At 64.5% G+C, this 18,777-nt stretch carries 14 protein-coding genes and 1 pseudogene; 9 read left to right on the top strand and 6 right to left on the bottom strand.

Translation table 11 applies throughout. The features are described from left to right. Nucleotides 1–163: 163 nt before the first annotated feature. The 3 genes and pseudogenes from P6U23_RS14415 to P6U23_RS14405 all read right to left on the bottom strand — a co-directional run bounded on the left by P6U23_RS14415 (nucleotide 164) and on the right by P6U23_RS14405 (nucleotide 4,805). Nucleotides 164–1,050: pseudogene (locus tag P6U23_RS14415) on the bottom strand (hypothetical protein). Then, entirely contained in the window at nucleotides 1,050–3,023 is a 1,974-nt protein-coding gene (locus tag P6U23_RS14410) for a hypothetical protein (RefSeq protein ID WP_407180396.1), read from the bottom strand. The pseudogene P6U23_RS14415 and the gene P6U23_RS14410 overlap by 1 nt, the downstream one beginning before the upstream one ends. A gap of 171 nt (nucleotides 3,024–3,194) precedes the next feature. Further along, nucleotides 3,195–4,805, bottom strand: coding sequence for an ABC transporter substrate-binding protein (locus tag P6U23_RS14405; RefSeq protein WP_407180395.1), 1,611 nt, complete (start codon nucleotides 4,803–4,805; stop codon nucleotides 3,195–3,197). A gap of 247 nt (nucleotides 4,806–5,052) precedes the next feature. Here P6U23_RS14405 and P6U23_RS14400 point away from each other — a divergent pair, with 247 nt between their 5' ends. From P6U23_RS14400 to P6U23_RS14360, 9 genes are all read left to right on the top strand, one after another. Beyond that, the gene (locus P6U23_RS14400) at nucleotides 5,053–6,183 is read left to right on the top strand and encodes a M20/M25/M40 family metallo-hydrolase (RefSeq protein ID WP_407180394.1); all 1,131 of its coding nucleotides are present in this window, start codon (nucleotides 5,053–5,055) and stop codon (nucleotides 6,181–6,183) included. Between the two features lie 101 nt (nucleotides 6,184–6,284). Further along, nucleotides 6,285–6,986 (top strand): DNA-3-methyladenine glycosylase I, encoded by a 702-nt coding sequence (locus P6U23_RS14395; protein ID WP_407181457.1) that lies wholly within the window; start codon nucleotides 6,285–6,287, stop codon nucleotides 6,984–6,986. Nucleotides 6,987–7,163: 177 nt separating this feature from the next. After that, entirely contained in the window at nucleotides 7,164–8,105 is a 942-nt protein-coding gene (locus tag P6U23_RS14390) for an ABC transporter permease (protein WP_407180393.1), read from the top strand. Beyond that, nucleotides 8,105–8,995 carry an ABC transporter permease gene (locus tag P6U23_RS14385; RefSeq protein WP_407180392.1) on the top strand — a complete coding sequence of 297 codons (891 nt, stop codon included), beginning with the start codon at nucleotides 8,105–8,107 and terminating at the stop codon, nucleotides 8,993–8,995. The genes P6U23_RS14390 and P6U23_RS14385 overlap by 1 nt, the downstream gene beginning before the upstream one ends. 148 nt (nucleotides 8,996–9,143) lie before the next feature. Continuing rightward, nucleotides 9,144–10,793 carry an ABC transporter ATP-binding protein gene (locus tag P6U23_RS14380; RefSeq protein ID WP_407180391.1) on the top strand — a complete coding sequence of 550 codons (1,650 nt, stop codon included), beginning with the start codon at nucleotides 9,144–9,146 and terminating at the stop codon, nucleotides 10,791–10,793. Between the two features lie 293 nt (nucleotides 10,794–11,086). Continuing rightward, nucleotides 11,087–12,610: a M81 family metallopeptidase gene (locus tag P6U23_RS14375; protein WP_407180390.1), complete on the top strand. Its 1,524-nt coding sequence runs from the start codon at nucleotides 11,087–11,089 to the stop codon at nucleotides 12,608–12,610. A gap of 7 nt (nucleotides 12,611–12,617) precedes the next feature. Continuing rightward, on the top strand, nucleotides 12,618–13,790 hold the full coding sequence (locus P6U23_RS14370) for a M20 aminoacylase family protein (protein ID WP_407180389.1): 1,173 nt from the start codon (nucleotides 12,618–12,620) through the stop codon (nucleotides 13,788–13,790). Beyond that, the gene (locus P6U23_RS14365; RefSeq protein ID WP_407180388.1) at nucleotides 13,783–15,204 is read left to right on the top strand and encodes an amidase; all 1,422 of its coding nucleotides are present in this window, start codon (nucleotides 13,783–13,785) and stop codon (nucleotides 15,202–15,204) included. The genes P6U23_RS14370 and P6U23_RS14365 overlap by 8 nt, the downstream gene beginning before the upstream one ends. Nucleotides 15,205–15,341: 137 nt before the next feature. Beyond that, nucleotides 15,342–16,232, top strand: coding sequence for a crotonase/enoyl-CoA hydratase family protein (locus P6U23_RS14360; RefSeq protein WP_407180387.1), 891 nt, complete (start codon nucleotides 15,342–15,344; stop codon nucleotides 16,230–16,232). Nucleotides 16,233–16,329: 97 nt separating this feature from the next. On the opposite strand, the gene P6U23_RS14355 is transcribed toward P6U23_RS14360, so the two are convergent. From P6U23_RS14355 to P6U23_RS14345, 3 genes are all read right to left on the bottom strand, one after another. Then, on the bottom strand, nucleotides 16,330–17,304 hold the full coding sequence (locus P6U23_RS14355) for an NADPH:quinone oxidoreductase family protein (protein ID WP_407180386.1): 975 nt from the start codon (nucleotides 17,302–17,304) through the stop codon (nucleotides 16,330–16,332). Beyond that, nucleotides 17,304–17,912, bottom strand: a complete 609-nt coding sequence (locus P6U23_RS14350; RefSeq protein ID WP_407180385.1) for a 2-hydroxychromene-2-carboxylate isomerase — start codon at nucleotides 17,910–17,912, stop codon at nucleotides 17,304–17,306. The genes P6U23_RS14355 and P6U23_RS14350 overlap by 1 nt, the downstream gene beginning before the upstream one ends. A gap of 134 nt (nucleotides 17,913–18,046) precedes the next feature. After that, nucleotides 18,047–18,748, bottom strand: coding sequence for a glutathione S-transferase N-terminal domain-containing protein (locus P6U23_RS14345; protein WP_407180384.1), 702 nt, complete (start codon nucleotides 18,746–18,748; stop codon nucleotides 18,047–18,049). Between the last annotated feature and the right edge of the window lie 29 nt (nucleotides 18,749–18,777).

Below are 18,777 nucleotides of genomic sequence, written 5' to 3'. Positions count from 1 at the left end.
ATGACAACCGTTGACAGAATATATTTCGGCCCGGAGTGATCTTCCGGATTGCCCACTCACACAAATTGTGAAAGCGCCACCGCGCAGTGCCGGTCCACAAGACCGCGGCGATGATCGGTGCGGCGCAGGCCTGGTCGTTTACCGCGCGCGTGGTTTGTTCCGGCTAACCTGCGCGCTGTTGCAACTGCGGCGACTGCTTGGGGTGCCACCAGCGGCCACCGATGACCACGCCTTCGGATGCAATCTTGCGATCGCCGACCAGGTGCTCGCCGACCACGTCGACATAGTCGAACCGCCCTTCCCTGATCGAGATGACGGTGGCGTCCCCAGCACGACCCTTTTGACTGTGCCTTGTGCGGTTACCGCGGAATTTGGAAACGGCCGGAACGCATGGGTCAGCACATCCCCCGGACGCAACCGCGCGACCACCTCCTCATAGCTCGGCGGCGGGTGATCGATATGCGCCATCAGCGGCATGCCGACCGCTTCGGCGACTTCGAGCGCAATCTCGAGCGGCACGATCCCCGACGTGCCCGAGGAGTTACGGCCGACCCGCACCTTGATGCCGACGATGAGGTCGCGGTTGGCGTTCGCGACCTCGACGGCATCGATCGGATTCATCAGCCGAAGCTCCTCGCTCTCACCGACCATCACCCGGTTCGAGAAACCGAAGATGCCGGCATGCGAGACGTGCAGGTAGGCGAGAATGCGGACCTCGCTCGGCTCGATCACGTGTTTGCGGAAGCCCGCGAAATTGCCCGGCCCCGCGCTGCCGGTATCGACCGCGGTGGTGACGCCGGAGGTGCGGCAAAACTCCTCTGCATCAATGCCGAGCGAGGTGCCGCCCCAATAGACGTGGGTGTGGAGATCGATGAGCCCCGGCGTGACGATGGCGCCGGAGACGTCGCGCACATCCGTCCCCGGATCCGCCTTCAACCCGCTTCCGACCGCAGCGACCTTGCCGCCAGCAAAGGCGACGTCCATCACGGCGTCGAGCCTCTGCGAAGGGTCGATCACCCGGCCGCCGCGCAGGATCAGATCGAACGCCATCAGGTGTGCGTCGGCCAGTGCCGCTCGCGGAACCAGGTGCGGTACTCGGACGACATCTTCGCGCGCTGCACCTGCGGCGCATGCCGCTTGCAGGTCGATGCCTCCTCGCTGTTGTCAGGCGCGCCCCACCTCACCTCGACGCAGTCGTTCGGGTTGTAGGCCATCTCGAAATTCGGGGCCCGGTCGATGACCTCCTTGAGCGAAAGCGTCCACTGCGAGCCGTCGCTGCGCGTGTAGGATATTTTTCGCGAGGCAAGCTCCGAGGCGAGCACCCCTTGCAACTCGGTTTTCACGTCCTCGACGCTCTTGCCGCTGGGCATCGCATAGCGCGCCGCCCGCCGCACGACGCGATCGGGAAATCCTCGCACGACGTCGATCGCGATCAACAGGCGGAAATCACGCGCCGGGGTCGAGTAATCCTCCCACGGGCCCGAGGTCTCGAAGATTGAGGGGCCATCGGGCATGGACACGTCGCCGGCCTGCTTTTCCTGGTATTTTCGTCCATTTTCGACCGAGGTCACGCGCGTCTTCACCTGTTCGTTCAGGCTCGCGATGGCGTCCGTCATCGCTTTCACGGGATCGAGCGGCTCGGGCGACATCACGTCGTCCATGCGATCGTAGAAATCCTCGGCACTCATCCGCGCCTGATCGAGCGAAAAATCGGCGTATTGCGGATTGCCGGTGATTTCGGCATTGCTCAAGCGCCGCAGCGAACCGTTCTTGTCGCGCACGATCGGGCGGAAGTGCTTGAAACCGGGACTGCCGAGCGCAGGATCGTGCACGAACAGGAAATTGCCGCGCCAGAAGCGCTTTCGCGTGATCGATCCGTCGGGCTCGGCATCCACGGCAAGGAAGACGCCCGGCTTGCCGTTCGCCTCCGGAACGCGATGCACGAGCATCAGCACGTGGCCGTAGGGGTCGGCATACACCGTGCCCGGGTGGAGCGCATCCTGCGTCAGCGGGACGGTGTAGAAATCGGTGTTTTCGTCGCTCGCGGCGACGCGTACGGCGCCGGTATGAACGACGTCGCCGACGTCGCGCAGATATTCGTTGAATGTCGTCGGCCGCTTGGGTTGGGGCTTTGGCGGAACCGCGGGCGACAGCGTCGGCACCTCAGCCGTCTGGGGACGGCCAAACAGGTTCAAAACTGGAGCCGCTTGGGCCGGCGGCGCGGCGGCGGCGATCGTAGCCGAGGCGACTTCCTGTTCGGGCGGCGGCGGCGGACGCGTGAGGTCCGGATGCTCCATGTCGAACCATTGATAGCACTTGGGCGCCTTGCCGCCGGCACCGCGCGAGCAATTCGAATAGCCGAACGGCAGCCCCATCTTGTAGGCGAAATAGGCGCGCAGGAAATACGCGAAATCGGCGCAGTCGGGGCGAAGGCCGGTCTGCGCATTGTCTTCGCCGCGACCTAGATAGTTGAACAGGAAATTGCGCGATCGGTCGTGCAGGACCTCATGCCAGGCTTTCCAGGACAAATCCTGATCGGGGGGCGCGTCGAATAGTTTCTCGATCCAGGCCGAAAACAAAGCTTCCGTCGCGTGATCCCAGCTATTGCGCACCTTCCAGAAGGCGCCGGACGGAACGGGCGGAGGGGCCGGCTTGCGCGCGCTCACGGGGATCTCGCGCGTGATCGTGCTGCAATCCGCTTGCGGCTGATCGAGCGCGAGCGTGGCGCGCCACGTGCCCGCGGCCGGCTCGGCGACCTCGGCGAACCAGGAGTACGGCGCACCGCCGTGCCGGTCGGACGATTTGGCCGCGACGCTGCCATCGGGCGCGATCAGCGACATCACGCCCTCGAGCGGCTTTTCGGCCACGATCATGACGCGCAGCGGCGCGCCCTTCCAAGGCGCAAAGGGCGACGGCAACACCGAGATCTCCCCGCACGCACCCGACGCTTGCGCAGGCGAGTCCACGACCCCGAAAATGAACGCAGCTATTGCAGCAGCGGCTAACCGGCTGGCGAGACGCATTGTGAGAACCTTTCTGGAACTCGGAACCGCACTCGTCCCTGCCCCGCGAATGGAATCGTGGGACCGCCAAGTTGGCCAGGGTCAGTCAGGCAAATTTGAGGCGCCCGCTCGCCGGACGGGCGCCATCAAACAGGGAAAAAGGGTTCCTGCGATCTGCGCCGGCCGCCTGCCCTACTCCGATTTGTCGACGTTCCACCAGATCGGCGTCGCCGGGCCGTCGAGAATGCCGGTGAGCGATTTGCGCCAGGCGCTCGGGACAACGAACTGCCCGAGCGGAATGTAGATCACCTGATCGTAGTTCTCCTGCTGCACCTCGGCCGCGAGCTTCTTCTGCTCCTCCGGCGAGGAGGCGCGGGCAAAGGCGTCGCGCAACTGCTCCATCTTGGCGTCCTCGGCCCAGCCGAACCAGCCGCCGTTCTTGCCGCGGCCGCCGAGCGAGACGTTCACGACGGGATTCATGATGTCGGCCGCGACCCAGTTGGTGAAGAACATGTTCCAACCGCCTTCGCTCACCGGCTTCTGGCTGGCGCGGCGGCTCACCACCGTCTGCCAATCGGTCGCCTGCAGGTCGACCTTGAAGCCGGCCTGGCGCAACAGTTGCGCCGCGACCACCGGCTGCGCCTTCAGCGTGGTGACGTCGCCGGGCGCCATGATGACGATGGGCGTGCCGTCATAACCTGACGCGGCCAGCGCCTTTTTCGCCGCCTCGATGTTGCCGCCCTTGATCAGATCGCCGGCGCCGACGTCGGTTGCAAGCGGGGTATCGCAGGCGAACACCGCACCGCAGACTTTGTAGTATTTGGGATTGCCGACCAGCGCGTCGAGCACGTCCTTCTGGTTCAGTGCCAGCAGCGCGGCGCGGCGGACCTTGACGTTGTCGAAGGGCGGCAGCAGGAAGTTCATGCGTCCCAGCGTCTGATAGCCGAACTTGTTCAGCGTCTCGACCGTGATATCCGGGTTGCCTTCCAGGATCGGCAGCAGTTCGAACGACGGCTGCTCCATGAAATCGATGTCGCCCGACTGCAACGCGTTCACCGCGGTCTGCGCGTCGGGCATGGTGATCCATTCGACGCGGTCGACCTTCACGACCTTGCCGCCGGAGGTCCAGCTCGGCGGCTCCTTGCGCGGCACGTAGTCGGTGAACTTCTCGTAGACCGCCTTCACGCCCGGCTGAAATTCGGCCTGGACGAATTTGAATGGACCGGAGCCGATCTGTTCGGCGATCTGCTTGCCCGGCGGCGTCTCGGCGAGGCGCTTGGGCATCATGAACGGCACCAGCGAGGATGGCTTGCCGATCGATTCCAGCACCAGCCCATAAGGTTCTTTCAGCTTGAGCACGATCGTCTTCGCATCCGGCGCCTCGATGCTGGCGGTGAAGTCCATCAGCTTCTGGCCCATGCCGTCGTTCCTGCCCCAGCGCTTGAGCGAGGCGACGCAGTCTTCCGCCGTCACCGGCGCGCCATCGTGCCACTTCAAGCCGTCGCGGAGCGTGAAGGTATAGGTCAGCTTGTCGTCGGAGACCTTCCAATCCGCCATCTGCGGCTGGATCTTGAAATTGGAGTCGGTCGCGAGCAGCGTGTCGTAGACCATGTAGCCATGGTCGCGCGTGATATAGGCGGTGGTGAAGCCGGGATCGATCACGCGCAAATCCGAATGCATCACCGCCGTGATGGTCTTCTTGCCGGCGGCCGAGGCCCGTGACATCCATGCGCCCGAGAATGCAGACGCGATTGGTGCAACGCCCGCGAGCTTGAGAAGTTTGCGGCGCGAGATCTGAAGCATCAGTTGGTCTCCTGAAGTGACGTCAAAGCAGTCAAAGGCCGGTCACTGATTATGCATGTCGTCCGTTATTTGGGCGAACTAACACGCTGTAAACGCATCAATTTCGAGACTTGCACCAAGCGCGAGGCACGTCAATCGCGATTTGGTTGGTGCCAGCAACGCGCAGCTTTCACTTTACAACGACGCAGCACAGCCTACTCCTAACCGCTCCCACCTGGTCCTTCTTTCGAACATTAACGAGAGCGTCATGAATCCCGCCAACCTTCCCTTTGATTCCGAAGCCATGCTGCAGGGTCTGCGCGTCTGGGTGGAATGCGAAAGCCCGACCTGGGACGCTGCCGCGGTTGACCGCATGCTGGATATCGCCGCGCGCGACATGGCCGTGATGGGCGCGACAATCGAGCGCATCGCGGGACGGCAGGGATTTGGCGGCTGCGTCCGCGCGCGCTTTCCGCATCCAAGGCAGGGCGAGCCCGGCATCCTGATCGCCGGACATTTTGATACGGTTCATCCGGTCGGCACGCTGCAAAAGCTGCCGTTCCGCCGCGAGGGCAACAAGTGCTTTGGTCCCGGCATCTACGACATGAAAGGCGGCAATTATCTCTCGCTCGAAGCCATCAGGCAGTTGATCCGCGCCAATGTCACGACGCCGCTGCCGATTACCGTTCTGTTCACCCCCGATGAGGAGGTCGGCACGCCATCGACGCGCGACATCATCGAGGCGGAGGCCGCGCGCAACAAATATGTGCTGGTGCCCGAGCCCGGCCGCGCCAATAACGGCGTGGTCACCGGACGCTACGCGATCGCGCGCTTTAATTTGGAAGCGGTTGGAAAGCCGAGCCATGCCGGCGCCAATCTGTCCTCGGGACGTTCCGCCATACGGGAAATGGCGCGGCAGATTCTGGTCATCGACGGCATGAGCAACGAGGACTGCACCTTCTCGGTCGGCATCGTTCATGGCGGCCAGTGGGTCAATTGCGTTGCCACCACCTGCACCGGCGAAGCCTTGAGCATGGCCAAGCGCCAGGCTGACCTCGATCGCGGCGTGGACAAGATGCTCGCGCTCTCCGGCACGAGCGACGGCGTGAGTTTCACGGTGACGCGCGGCGTGACCCGCCCGGTCTGGGAGGCGGATGCGGGCACGATGGCGCTCTACGAAAAGGCGCGCGGCATTGCGAAAGAGCTCGGGATGGAGTTGCCGCATGGCAGCGCCGGCGGCGGTTCGGACGGCAATTTCACCGGCGCGATGGGAATCCCCACCCTCGACGGCCTGGGCGTGCGCGGCGCCGATCCGCACACGCTCAACGAGCACATCATCGTCGAAAGCCTCGCCGAACGCGGGCGCCTGATGGCGGGCCTTCTGGCGACGCTGGAGTAAGCCTCTTGGTCCGGCGCCGATCCCACGCGAAAAACCGGTGTCCATTTTTTCTGGATCTGCGCTAGGCTGCCCTCATGCCCAAAGCGCCAGCCGCTTCCCGCATCACGCCATTCAAGACCATTCGCGCCCGCGCTGAGAAACGCAAGGGCGGTCCGGAGGCGTTGCAAAGCCTGTTGCCGAAGAGGCCCGACCCCAAGGCGCTCGCAAGGCTCAGCGACGATCGCATCCTCGCCGAGATGACCAGGCGGGTGTTTTCGGCGGGCTTTGCCTGGAGCGTCATCGAGGCCAAATGGGAAGGCTTCGAGGCAGCCTTCCTCGGTTTCGATCCGGCGAGATTGAGCTTTCAGCCGGACGACTATTGGGAAGGCCTGATGCGCGATCAGCGCATCGTGCGCAACGGCGCCAAGATCGTCTCGGCCCGCGAAAACGCCGCGTTCGTGCTCGAGGTCGCGAGGGAGCACGGCTCCTTCGGACAATTCCTTGCGCAATGGCCTCCCTCGAACGAAGTCGGCCTGCTTGATCTCCTGGCCAAGCGGGGTAGCCGGCTCGGCGGCAACACCGGGCAGATGTTCCTTCGCTTCGTCGGCTATGACGGCTTCGTAACTTCACAGGACGTGGTCGCCTGCCTACGCGATGCGGGCCTCGACATCGGCCCGGAGGCAAAATCGAAGAGCGATCTCGCCAAAGTGCAGGCGCAGTTCAATGCCTGGGCCGAGGAGACCGGATTGGCTTACGTGCATCTGTCCCGGATCTGCGCGATGTCGATCGGGGAAAACCGCGGCTCCGAATACCACGCGGCGTGAACAAATCGCGCGCGGGACCTGCGGAACACGGAAAGCGATGGCATAGGGCTTGCAGGCGATTGGGCGGACAAATCCCAGGCTGTTGAAAAAATGCCGGATTCATTCAAGGTGATGCAGATGCATTCACAGTTGCGTGTTGACAGCGCGCAAACGCGCGCTGAGACTTGAGACGTCACGATGCTTGGATACCTCGTTCGCCGCGTCCTCGCCGCCATTCCCGTGATGGGCGTGGTCGCGTTGTTCGTGTTCCTGCTCTTGCGATTGACGCCCGGCGACCCCGCGGCCGTGCTCGCCGGCGACAACGCAACGCCCGCGCAGCTCGAGCGCATTCGCGCCTCGCTCGGCCTCAACGAGCCGCTCTACATCCAGTTCTTCACCTGGATCAACAAGCTCTTGCATGGGGACCTCGGCGTGTCCCTGATCTCCAACGTGCCGGTCTTGAAGATGATCGGCCAGCGCGTCGAGCCCTCGATCAGCATTGCGCTCACCACCATTGTTCTCGCGGTGCTGATCGCGGTCCCGCTCGGAGTGATCGCGGCCTGGAAGCACGGCACCTGGATCGATCGCTTTGTGATGGGCCTGTCCGTGCTCGGCTTCTCGGTCCCGGTGTTCGTGATCGGCTATGTGCTGATCCAGCTCTTCGCGATCGATCTGCGCTGGCTTCCGGTGCAGGGTTTCAAGAGCATCAGCGCCGGTTTCGGCCCGTTCTTCGAGCGCATCGCCCTGCCGACTTTCACGCTCTCCTTCATCTACATCGCGCTGATCGCGCGCATGACGCGCGCCGCGATGCTGGACGTGATGGGCGAGGACTTTATCCGCACCGCACGCGCCAAGGGCATCGGCGAGCGCGCCGTGCTGCTGCGCCACGGCTTGCGCAACGCCGCGGTGCCGGTCATCACCGTCATCGGCAGCGGCTTTGCGCTCTTGATCTCCGGCGTCGTCGTCACCGAAAGCGTGTTCAACCTGCCGGGCATCGGCCGTCTCACCGTCGATGCGGTTCTGGCGCGCGACTATCCGGTGATCCAGGCGATGATCCTTCTGACATCGCTGATCTACGTCGCCGTCAATCTCCTGATCGACGTCGCCTACACGCTTCTCGATCCGAGGATCAGATACTGATGGCGATCGAATCCGTCCCCTCACCTTCCATTCCGATCACGACGCCGCTGCGGCCGAGGCTCGGCTTTCTCACGGCCACGCCGATCATTGCGGTCGCCAGTGTCCTTTTGGCGCTGATCATCGTGATGTCGGTGCTGGCGCCCTGGCTCGCGCCGCACGACCCGCTGCAGCTCACGCCGGCGCTGCGTCTGAAGCCGTCCAGCGCCCAATTCCTGCTCGGCACCGATGCCTATGGCCGCGATTTGCTGTCGCGCGTCATCTATGGCGGGCGCATCTCGCTCCTGATTGGCCTTGGTGCGGCGATCTTCTCCATCGGCATCGGCCTTGCGATCGGGCTCGTCTCCGGCTTCTTCAAATGGGTCGACGCCGTGATGATGCGGATCATGGATGGCCTGATGGCGATCCCCTCAATCCTCCTCGCGGTCGCCGTGGTCTCGCTATCAGGCGCCAGCCTTGCGACCGTGACGATTGCGATCACCATCCCCGAGATCCCGCGCGTTGCGCGCCTGGTCCGTTCGGTCGTGCTGTCGGCGCGCGAGGAGCCCTACGTGGAAGCCGCGATCTCCGTCGGCTCCAGCCTGCCCAAGATCATGTGGCGGCATCTGATGCCGAACACGATCGCGCCGCTGATCGTGCAAGGCACCTATGTCTGCGCCTCCGCGATTCTCACTGAGGCGATCCTGTCGTTCCTCGGCGCCGGCATCAGCCCGGAGACACCGACCTGGGGCAACATCATGGCCGAGGGCCGCGCCTACTTCCAGATCAAGCCGTCGCTGATCTTCTGGCCGGGCCTGCTGCTGTCCATCACCATCCTGAGCATCAACCTGATCGGCGATGCCGCCCGCGACGCGCTCGATCCGCGCATGAAGCAGCGGGAGGGCGGGAAGTGAAGATAGGATTTCGTCATTGCGAGGAGCCAACGGGTCGCGCGAACGCGCGCCCGATGACAGGCTCCGCGACGAAGCAATCCAGACCGTCGCCGCGGAGGCATTCTGGATTGCTTCGCTTCGCTCGCAATGACGGTGGAGAGATAAGAGCATGACCAACACCGTCCTCGACATCCGCGACCTCGTCGTCAGCCTTGGCAAGAAAGGCGAAGGACCGCGCATCATTGACGGCCTGTCGCTGCAGGTCGGCAGCGGCGAGACGCTGTGCCTGGTCGGCGAAAGCGGTTCGGGCAAATCCGTCACCTCGCTCACGGTGATGGGGCTCTTGCAAAAGGGCGCGCTGATGCCGACCGCCGGCAGCGTGAAGCTGGTCGGCGAGGAGCTCCTCACCGCGAGCGACCGCCGCTTGCGGCAATTGCGCGCGACCACGATGGCGATGATCTTTCAGGAGCCAATGACGGCGCTGAACCCGGTGGTGCCGGTCGGGCGGCAGATCGATGAGGTGCTGCGCGCCCACACCAAGCTCGACGCCCGCGCGCGCCGCAGGCGCATCCTCGACATGATGGAGCAGGTACGGCTGCCGCAGGTCGAGCGCATCTTCGCCTCCTACCCGCACCGGCTTTCCGGCGGCCAGCGCCAGCGCATCATGATCGCGATGGCGCTGGTGCTCGAACCCAAACTCCTGATTGCGGACGAGCCGACCACCGCGCTCGATGTCACCACGCAGAAGCAGATCCTCACCTTGATCCGCGACCTGCAGCGCGATCACGGCACCGCCGTGCTGTTCATCACCCACGACATGGGCGTGGTCGCCGAGATCGCCGATCGCGTCGCAGTGATGCGCCAGGGGCGCCTGGTGGAAACCGGCGCGCTCGATGCCATCCTGCGCGCGCCCACGATGGAATACACCCGCAACCTGCTTGCGTCGGTGCCGAGCCTCGTGCCCCGTCAGCCACGCCCCGAGACCACGGAGCCGGTGGTGCTGGAAGCCAACGAGCTCAGCAAGGTCTATCGCGAGCGCTCCTTCTTCGGCAAACCGCGCGAGGTGCACGCCGCCGACAACGTCACCCTGACGCTGCGCAGGGGTCGCACGCTCGGCATCGTCGGCGAGAGCGGTTCCGGCAAATCGACGGTGGCGCGCTGCATCGTTCGCCTGATCGATCCCACCTCCGGCGGTATCCGGCTGGTGGGCCGCGAAATCTCCGACCTGTCGCGCCGCCTCCTGCAGCCGCACCGCCGGCGCATCCAGATCGTCTTCCAGGACCCCTATCGCTCGCTCAATCCGCGCATCACCGCCGGCGAAAGCATCGCGGAGGGGCCGATCAATTATGGCGTGCCGCGCGCAGAAGCGCTGGCGAAGGCGCGCGAGCTGCTCGAACTGGTCGATCTGCCGGCCGACGCCGGCTCGCGCTACCCGCACCAGTTCTCCGGCGGCCAGCGCCAGCGCATCGCCATTGCGCGCGCGCTTGCGCTCGACCCCGACGTGCTGGTCGCGGATGAAGCCGTCTCCGCGCTCGATGTGTCCGTGCAGGCCCAGGTACTGGAACTGCTCGACGAGATCCAGAAGCGACTTGGCATCGCGCTGCTCTTCATCACCCACGACTTGCGGGTTGCGGCGCAAATCTGCGACGAGGTCGTCGTGATGCAGAGCGGCCGCGTGGTCGAACAGGGACCCGCCGCCGAGGTGCTGACCAACCCGCAGCAGCCCTACACAAAGGCCCTGCTCGACGCCGCCCCCGGCCGTAGCTGGGATTTTGCCAATTTCCGTCCCGTGGCAGAGGGCGCGGTGGCGACGATGTGAATCATTTGCACCGTCATTCCGCGGCGCGCGAAGCGCGAACCTCAGATGCGCAAGTGCGCATCGGGGAATCTCGAGATTCTCAGATGTGCAATTGCACATCAGAGTTCGGTGCTAACGCACCGCCCCGGAATGACGGAGTGCGATTGCATCCATCTCTCTTGGGACTTTATTCATCTCGCCACGCCGCAGCGCACACGCTCATACGGCATGCAAAAGTGTAATTGCTCGCTGTCTTGCATCTTGCAATGGCCGAGCTAACGTCGCGCGCACCAATCTGAACTGAGACTCCTGGAATGACACGCATCGCCGTCGGCGGCTTTCTGCACGAGACCAACACTTTTGCGCCCACCAAGGCGACCTATGATGACTTCGTGCATGGCGGCGGCTGGCCCTCGATGACGACGGGCGCCGACGTGCTGAAGGTGATGCGCGGCATCAATGTGGGTCTTGCAGGCTTTGTCGACGTCGCCGGGACCTACGGCTGGGACCTGGTGCCGACCATCGCCTGCGGCGCGAGCCCATCCGCGCACGTCACGAGGGATGCGTTCGAGCGCGTCGTCAAAGTCATGGTCGAGGGCATCGCAGCGGCCGGCCCGATCGATGCCGTTTATCTCGACCTGCACGGCGCCATGGTCACCGAGCATCTCGACGACGGCGAAGGCGAAATTTTGGCGCGGGTGCGCAACGTGATCGGCAAGGATCTGCCGCTGGTCGCGAGCCTCGACCTCCACGCCAACGTCACGCCGGAAATGATCGCGCATGCGGACGCGCTGATCGCCTATCGCACCTATCCGCATGTCGACATGGCCGAAACCGGGCGCGCCTCGGCCAGGCATCTCGCCTTGCTGCTTCGGACCAGACAACGTTTCGCCAAGGCGTTCCGGCAATTGCCGTTCCTGATTCCGATTAGCTGGCAGTGCACCAACGATCAGCCGACCAAGGGCATCTACGAAAAACTCGCCGCGATCGAGAGCGATGCGGTGCCCACCCTCTCCTTCGCGCCGGGCTTTCCCGCCGCCGACATTGCCGATTGCGGCCCCAGCGTATTCGCCTATGGACGAACGCAAGCCGATGCGGATGCCGCGGCGGATGCGGTCACGCGCCTGGTCGCAAGTCATGAACACGATTTCGACGGTCGGATCTACTCGCCGGACGAAGGTGTGCGCCACGCGATGGAGCTCGCGAGATCGGCGAAAAGGCCGATCGTTATCGCCGACACGCAGGACAATCCCGGCGCCGGGGGCGATTCCGACACCACGGGCATGCTGCGCGCATTGGTCCGCAACCGGGCAAGCCGCGCCGCGATCGGCGTGATCTACGACCCGCAATCGGCCAGGGCCGCGCATGAGGCGGGCGTCGGCGCAACCGTTACGCTCGCGCTCGGCGGCAAATCCGGCATTCCGGGCGACGCGCCTTATGAAGAAAGTTTTGTCGTCGAGCGGCTGTCCGACGGCAAGTTCATCGCGCCCGGGCCTTATTTCGGCGGCCGGGAAATGGAGATGGGGCCCTCCGCCTGCTTGCGCATCGGCGACATCCGTGTCGTCGTCGCCTCGCACAAGGCGCAGCTCGCCGACCAGGCGATGTACCGTTATGTCGGCATCGAGCCGACCGAACAGGCGATCCTCGTCAACAAGAGCTCGGTGCATTTCCGCGCCGACTTCGAGCCGATCGCCGAAAAGCTCCTGATCTGCGCCGCGCCCGGCGCGATGCCGGCCGATCCTGCGAGCCTGCCCTGGACGCGGCTGCGCCCGGGCGTTCGTCTCAGGCCGAACGGTCCCGTGTTCACGCCCCAAGCAAATTCCCGTTCAAACGGATAAGAGAGAAATGCCGACCATCGACCGCATCCAAGGCTATGCCGACGAACTGACCGCCATTCGCCGCGACCTGCACGCCCACCCCGAGATCGGCTTCGAAGAGGTGCGCACCTCCGGCATCGTCGCCGAGAAGCTGGCGCAATGGGGCATCGAGGTGCATCGCGGCTTCGGCGGCACCGGCGTGGTCGGCGTGCTCAAAGGCAAGGGCAATGGCGGCAGGCGCATTGGGCTGCGCGCCGACATGGATGCGCTGCCGATGGAGGAAAATACCAATCTGAAATGGCGCTCGACCATTCCCGGCCGCTTCCATGGCTGCGGCCATGACGGCCACACGACCATGCTGCTCGGCACCGCGCGCTATCTCGCCGAGACCCGCAATTTCGACGGGACCGTGCATTTTATCTTCCAGCCCGCCGAGGAAGGTCTCGGCGGCGCGCGGGCCATGATCAAGGACGGCCTGTTCGAGAAATTCCCCTGCGACGAGCTCTACGGGCTGCACAACGCGCCCGATCTCAACCACGGCGAGATCGCTATCCTGCCGGGACCGGCGATGGCCGGCGCCGACTTCTTCGACATCAACATCAACGGCTATGGCGCGCATGGCGCGATGCCCGAACGTTCCAAGGACGCCGTGGTCATCGCCATGACGCTCGGTCAGGCGCTGCAGACCATCGTCAGCCGCAATGTCGATCCGCTGCAGGCGGCGGTGCTGTCGATCACGCAGATCCACGCCGGCTCCGCCTACAACGTGATTCCGGGCGATGCCAAGCTCTGCGGCACCGTGCGCGCGTTCTCCGATGAAGTGCGTGCGCTGATCCGCGAGCGCATGCGCGCGCTGTGCGCCGGCGTCGCCACCGCCTTCGATTGCGAGATCACCGTCGATATCCGCGACATTTTCAGCGTGCTGGTCAACCAGGAAGAGCAGTCCAGGGTGGTCGAGGACGTCGCGCGCACCATCGTCGATCCGGCCAAGGTGTTGACCCGGTCGCAGCCCAAGATGGGCAGTGAGGACTTCGCGGACATGCTGCAGACCGTTCCCGGCGCCTATTTCTGGATCGGTCACGACGGCTCGGTGCCTGTGCACAATCCTGCTTACGTGCTCGACGACAAGATTCTGCCCATTGGCGCCAGCATGTTCGCGCGCATCGTTGAAACAAGGCTTCCGGCAGGCGCCCATGCATAACTCAGCCCCCGACGAGACCGTCACCTCCCTGCACGACCTCTCCGCCGTCGACCTGCTCGCCGGTTATCGCGCGAAACAGTTCTCGCCCTCGGAAGTGCTGGAAGAGGTGCTGGCGCATGTCGAAGCCTGGGAGCCACACATCAAGGCGCTCTACGCCTTCGATCCCGAGGGGGCGCGTGCGGCTGCCAGGGCTTCCACCGAACGCTGGCAAAAGGACGAAAAGACCCACGCGCTCGACGGCGTGCCGGTCACCGTCAAGGACAACATCGCCACTAAGGGCGTGCCGATGCCGCTGGGCGCGGCAAGCACCAAGCTCACGCCCGCGGCGGCCGATGCGCCGCCGGCGGCGCGGCTCCGCGAAGCCGGCGCTATCATCTTCTCGAAAACCACCATGCCGGATTACGGCATGCTGTCGTCAGGCCTCTCCAGCTTCCATCCGCTGACGCGCAACCCCTGGGATCTTTCCAAAAATCCCGGCGGCTCCAGCGCGGGCGCGGGCGCGGCGGCGGCGGCCGGTTACGGTCCCCTGCATCTCGGCACCGATATCGGCGGCTCGGTGCGGCTGCCGGCCTGCTGGTGCGGCCTGGTCGGCTTGAAGCCGAGCCTCGGGCGCGTGCCGATCGATCCGCCCTATGTCGGCCGCGTCGCCGGCCCGATGACGCGCATCGTCGATGACGCCGCGCTGATGATGGCTGTGCTGTCCAAGCCCGATCGCCGCGACGGCATGAGCCTGCCGCCCAACGACTTCCACTGGAAGACGCTGGAAAAATCGCCGCGCAAATTGCGGCTCGGCCTGATGCTCAACCTCAACGTCGGCCAGGCGCTGGAGAAGCCGGTGCGCGAGGTGGTGGTGAAAGCGGCGAAGGCGTTCGAATCCGCTGGCAGCGTCGTCACCGAGGTCGACGGTATTCTCACGCGAGAGATGCTGGATGGGCTCGACAATTTCTGGCGCGCCCGGATGTGGGACGAGATCGAGAAGCTCGCGCCGGACGAACGGCGCAAGATACTGCCTTACATTTATCAATGGGGCGAACGCGGCGCGAAACTGTCCGGCGTCGAGGTCATCCGCGGCTTCAATGCCACCATGGCAATCCGCGCCGCGGCCGCAAAGCTGTTCTGCGATCTCGACTATGTGATCTCGCCGGTGTCGCCGGTGGTCAACTTCCCGGCCGAATACGCGGCGCCGCTCAACGATCCGGACAAGCCGTTCGAGCACATCTGCTACACCGTGCCATGGAACATGTCGGAAAATCCCGCCATCTCGATCAATGGCGGCTACGACGACAAGGGCTTTCCGATCGGCGTACAGATCATCGGCCGCCGCTTCGACGATCTCGGCGTGCTGGCGATGGCCAAGGCATTCGAGAGCCTGCGTGGTCCGCAACGCCCCTGGCCGAGCCCGCCGAAGAAGTAGCGCTCTCTCAACTCCGTCATGCCCGGGCTTGTCCCGCCTGCGCGGCCGGAGCCGCTTCGGCGAGGCGAAGGCCCGGGCAGGCGGGACAAGCCCGGCCATGACGACGGCAAATAAAATCACAGGGAAGGAAGCACCCAATGACCTACGAGACGATCAAGTACGAGGTCGCGGAAAATATCCTCACCACCACCTTGAACCGGCCGGAAAAGCTGAACGCCTTCAACGCCACAATGCAGCGGGAGTTGATCGATGCGTTCGACCGCGCCGACAAGGATGACGACGTCCGTGCCATTATCGTAACGGGCGAAGGCCGCGCATTTTGCGCGGGCGCCGATCTTTCCTCCGGCGCCGATACTTTTGATCGCGATGCGCGGCGCGGGCCGGTCAGGCGCCTGCCCGACGGCAGAGTGGATTATAGCGATGCCAACGTGCGCGACGGCGGCGGCCAGGTGACCTTACGCATCTTCAAATGCTTAAAGCCTGTCATCGCCGCGGTGAACGGACCGGCGGTCGGCATCGGCGTCACCATGCAGCTTGCGATGGATATCCGTATTGCCTCCGAGGCCGCACGTTTCGGCTTCGTGTTCTCCCAACGCGGCATCGTGCCCGAAGCGGCCTCGAGCTGGTTCCTGCCGCGCATCGTCGGCATCGCGCAAGCCCTGGAGTGGTGTTACACCGGCCGCGTGTTTCCAGCCCAGGAGGCGCTTGCGGGCCGTCTCGTCAGCAAGGTGGTGCCAGCGGACGAATTGTTGCGGACGGCGCAGGGGCTGGCGCGCGAGATCGCAGAGAAGACCGCGCCGGTCTCGATCGCGCTGATCCGGCAGATGATGTGGCGCATGTTGGGGGTCGACGATCCGATGGAAGCGCACAAGATCGACAGCCGCGGCATCTACACGCGCGGACGCTCGGACGACGTCAAGGAAGGCGTGATGGCGTTCCTGGAGAAGCGGCCGGCCGTGTTCAAGAACAAGGTCTCCGCCGACATGCCGGATTATTTTCCGTGGTGGGAGGAGCGGGAGTACAAATGACGAAGCCGTAGGGTGGTTAGAGCGCAAGCGAAACCCACCACGTCTCAAGCCGCGCGAAAAATGGTGGGTTTCGCTACGCTCTACCCACCCTACATCATTACATCACCAGCACCACTCTTCCGATCGCCTTGCGCTCGATCAAAAGCCGCATCGCTTGCGCACACTGCGCGAGTGGCAGGCGATGCGAGATGTTGGGGCGGACGCGCCCCTGCTCCGCCCATTGTAACAGCGCCTGCATCCGGGCTTCCGCCAGCGCGGGATTTTTCCGCGCCGCCTCCCCGGCGCGCACGCCCAGCACGCTTGCGCCTTTGATGAGCACGAGATTGGTGCGTGCGAGGCCGATGCCGCCGGTGAAGCCGATCACGAGCAGGCGCGCACCCCAGGCGATGCAGCGCAGGCTGTTTTCGAAGACCTCACCGCCGACCGGATCGAACACCACGTCCGCGCCGCGCCCGCCGGTGATGCGTTTCACGGCATCGCGGAACGGCTCACGGCAATAGAGCACGAGATGATCGGCGCCGCGCGCCTGCGCCACGCCAAGCTTCTCTTCCGATGATGCGGCCGCGATCACGGTCGCGCCGAGCAGCTTGCCGATCTCGACGGCTGCCAGCCCGACGCCGCCGCCCGCGCCATGCACCAACAGCACCTCGCCGGCCTGAAGCTGCCCGCGGTCCACCAGCGCGTGATACGCTGTGCCGTGCGCGGCAAGAAAGGTCGCGCCTTCCGCATAATCGAAATTTCCAGGCAAGGGCGTGAGCTGCGTCGGCGCGACCACCGCTTCCTCCGCATAGGCGCCGTAGCGCATGCGCACGATCACCTTCTGGCCGAGGGCAATGCCTGATGCCACGCCGTTCACCTCGACCACGTCGCCGGCCGCCTCCACGCCGGGCGTGAACGGCAGCTCCGGCTTGAGCTGATATTCGCCCGCCGCCATCAATATATCGGGAAAGTTGATCCCGGCCGCGCGGATGGCGATCCGCACCTCGCCCTCGCTCAGCGGCTGCGATGCACGTTCTTCCAGCCGCAGCCGCTCCGGCGCTCCGAGCTCGCGGCAAACCACCGCCTTCGGCATCAGGCGGCGCGCTCCTTGCGCCGCGCCAGCGCCTCCCGGATCAGCGGCAGGCGATCGTTGCCGAAATACATATCGGTCTCGTCGAGGAAGATGGTGGGCGAGCCGAAGCCGCCGCGCGCCATGACTTCATCCGTATTGGCCTTGAGCTGGTCCTTGATCGCTTGCTGGCCGATCCCGGCGAAGAATGTCTGGGGATCGACACCCACGCGGCGGCAGATCTCGGCGAGCACCGCGTCCTGCGAGACGTCCTTGTCCTCGCCCCAATAGGCCTCGAACACCGCACGCGCGAACGGCACGATCTCCTTGCCCGCCCAGATGCAGCCGCGCATCGCCTTCACGCTGTTCACCGGAAACACCGTCGGCGGCATCTTGATCGCAAGTCCGGCCGAGCGCGCCCAATCGCCGAGGTCTTTGAGCATATAGCGCTGCTTCAGCGGCACTGGCTTCTCGCGCGAGGCATAGACGCTCGGGTTGACGGTGTTGAAGATGCCGCCGACCAGGATCGGTCGCCACGAAATCTCCTCGCCGAACTCTTTTGCCAGCGGCTGGATGTTGTGAAAGGCGAGATAAGTCCAGGGGCTGGAACAGTCGAAGAAGAACTCGATCATTGGCGTTTCCTTTGTTGTTCGCCCAGCTTAACCGTCATTGCGAGCGAAGCGAAGCAATCCAGTTTTGCATCCGCGGATGCAGTCTGGATTGCTTCATCGCTTCGCTCCTCGCAATGACGGTGGGGCACGGGCGCTCACTTCCCCTCCGCCATCTCCTTCGCGCGAGCCCCGAACATGTTGCGGCGCGCTTCCTCATCGAACGGCTCCTTGACGAACTTGCCGATCGCAAGCCCGGCCTGCACCTGCGGCCGCGCCCGGACCGCTGCGTACCAGCGCTTGACGTTGGGATAATCGTCCAGCGTAAAGCCCTGCGCCTTGTGAGTCATGGTCCAGGGAAAGCAGGCGATGTCGGCGATCGAATAATCGCCGGCGACATAGGCGCCGGTCTTGCCGAGCTGAACGTCGAGCACGTGATAGAGCCGCGCCGCCTCGTCGCGATAGCGCTGGATCGCATACGGAATTTTTTCCGGCGCATAGAGCGCGAAGTGGCCGTGCTGGCCGAGCATCGGCCCTAAGCCGCCCATCTGCCACATCACCCATTGAACGACCCCGGAACGGCCGCGCAGGTCCGTCGGCAAGAAGCGGCCGGTCTTTTCCGCGAGATAGATCAGGATCGCGCCGGTCTCGAACACCGAAAAGGGCTCGCCGCCATCGGCCGGCTCATGATCGACGATCGCCGGTATGCGGTTGTTGGGGCTGATCGCCAGGAATTCGGGGCGAAACTGCTCGCCGGCGCGGATATTGACCGGGATCACCTTATAGGGAAGCCCGAGCTCCTCCAGCATGATCGAGATTTTCCAGCCGTTCGGCGTCGGCGCGTAATAGAGGTCGATCATGGTTTCCCCGTACGCCCCGGCAGGATTTG

This window comes from Bradyrhizobium sp. STM 3562, assembly GCF_045571435.1.
Classification (GTDB): domain Bacteria; phylum Pseudomonadota; class Alphaproteobacteria; order Rhizobiales; family Xanthobacteraceae; genus Bradyrhizobium.
Note: the sequence above shows the minus strand (reverse complement) of the source record. Positions and strands in the feature narration are given on the sequence as shown.

Excerpts from the sequence above, each read along its gene's own strand:
- P6U23_RS14410 (WP_407180396.1), bottom strand. The coding sequence starts at position 3,023 with ATGCGTCTCGCCAGCCGGTTAGCCGCTGCTGCAATAGCTGCGTTCATT.
- P6U23_RS14405 (WP_407180395.1), bottom strand. The coding sequence starts at position 4,805 with ATGCTTCAGATCTCGCGCCGCAAACTTCTCAAGCTCGCGGGCGTTGCA.
- P6U23_RS14400 (WP_407180394.1), top strand. The coding sequence starts at position 5,053 with ATGAATCCCGCCAACCTTCCCTTTGATTCCGAAGCCATGCTGCAGGGT.
- P6U23_RS14390 (WP_407180393.1), top strand. The coding sequence starts at position 7,164 with ATGCTTGGATACCTCGTTCGCCGCGTCCTCGCCGCCATTCCCGTGATG.
- P6U23_RS14385 (WP_407180392.1), top strand. The coding sequence starts at position 8,105 with ATGGCGATCGAATCCGTCCCCTCACCTTCCATTCCGATCACGACGCCG.
- P6U23_RS14380 (WP_407180391.1), top strand. The coding sequence starts at position 9,144 with ATGACCAACACCGTCCTCGACATCCGCGACCTCGTCGTCAGCCTTGGC.
- P6U23_RS14375 (WP_407180390.1), top strand. The coding sequence starts at position 11,087 with ATGACACGCATCGCCGTCGGCGGCTTTCTGCACGAGACCAACACTTTT.
- P6U23_RS14370 (WP_407180389.1), top strand. The coding sequence starts at position 12,618 with ATGCCGACCATCGACCGCATCCAAGGCTATGCCGACGAACTGACCGCC.
- P6U23_RS14365 (WP_407180388.1), top strand. The coding sequence starts at position 13,783 with ATGCATAACTCAGCCCCCGACGAGACCGTCACCTCCCTGCACGACCTC.
- P6U23_RS14360 (WP_407180387.1), top strand. The coding sequence starts at position 15,342 with ATGACCTACGAGACGATCAAGTACGAGGTCGCGGAAAATATCCTCACC.
- P6U23_RS14355 (WP_407180386.1), bottom strand. The coding sequence starts at position 17,304 with ATGCCGAAGGCGGTGGTTTGCCGCGAGCTCGGAGCGCCGGAGCGGCTG.
- P6U23_RS14350 (WP_407180385.1), bottom strand. The coding sequence starts at position 17,912 with ATGATCGAGTTCTTCTTCGACTGTTCCAGCCCCTGGACTTATCTCGCC.
- P6U23_RS14345 (WP_407180384.1), bottom strand. The coding sequence starts at position 18,748 with ATGATCGACCTCTATTACGCGCCGACGCCGAACGGCTGGAAAATCTCG.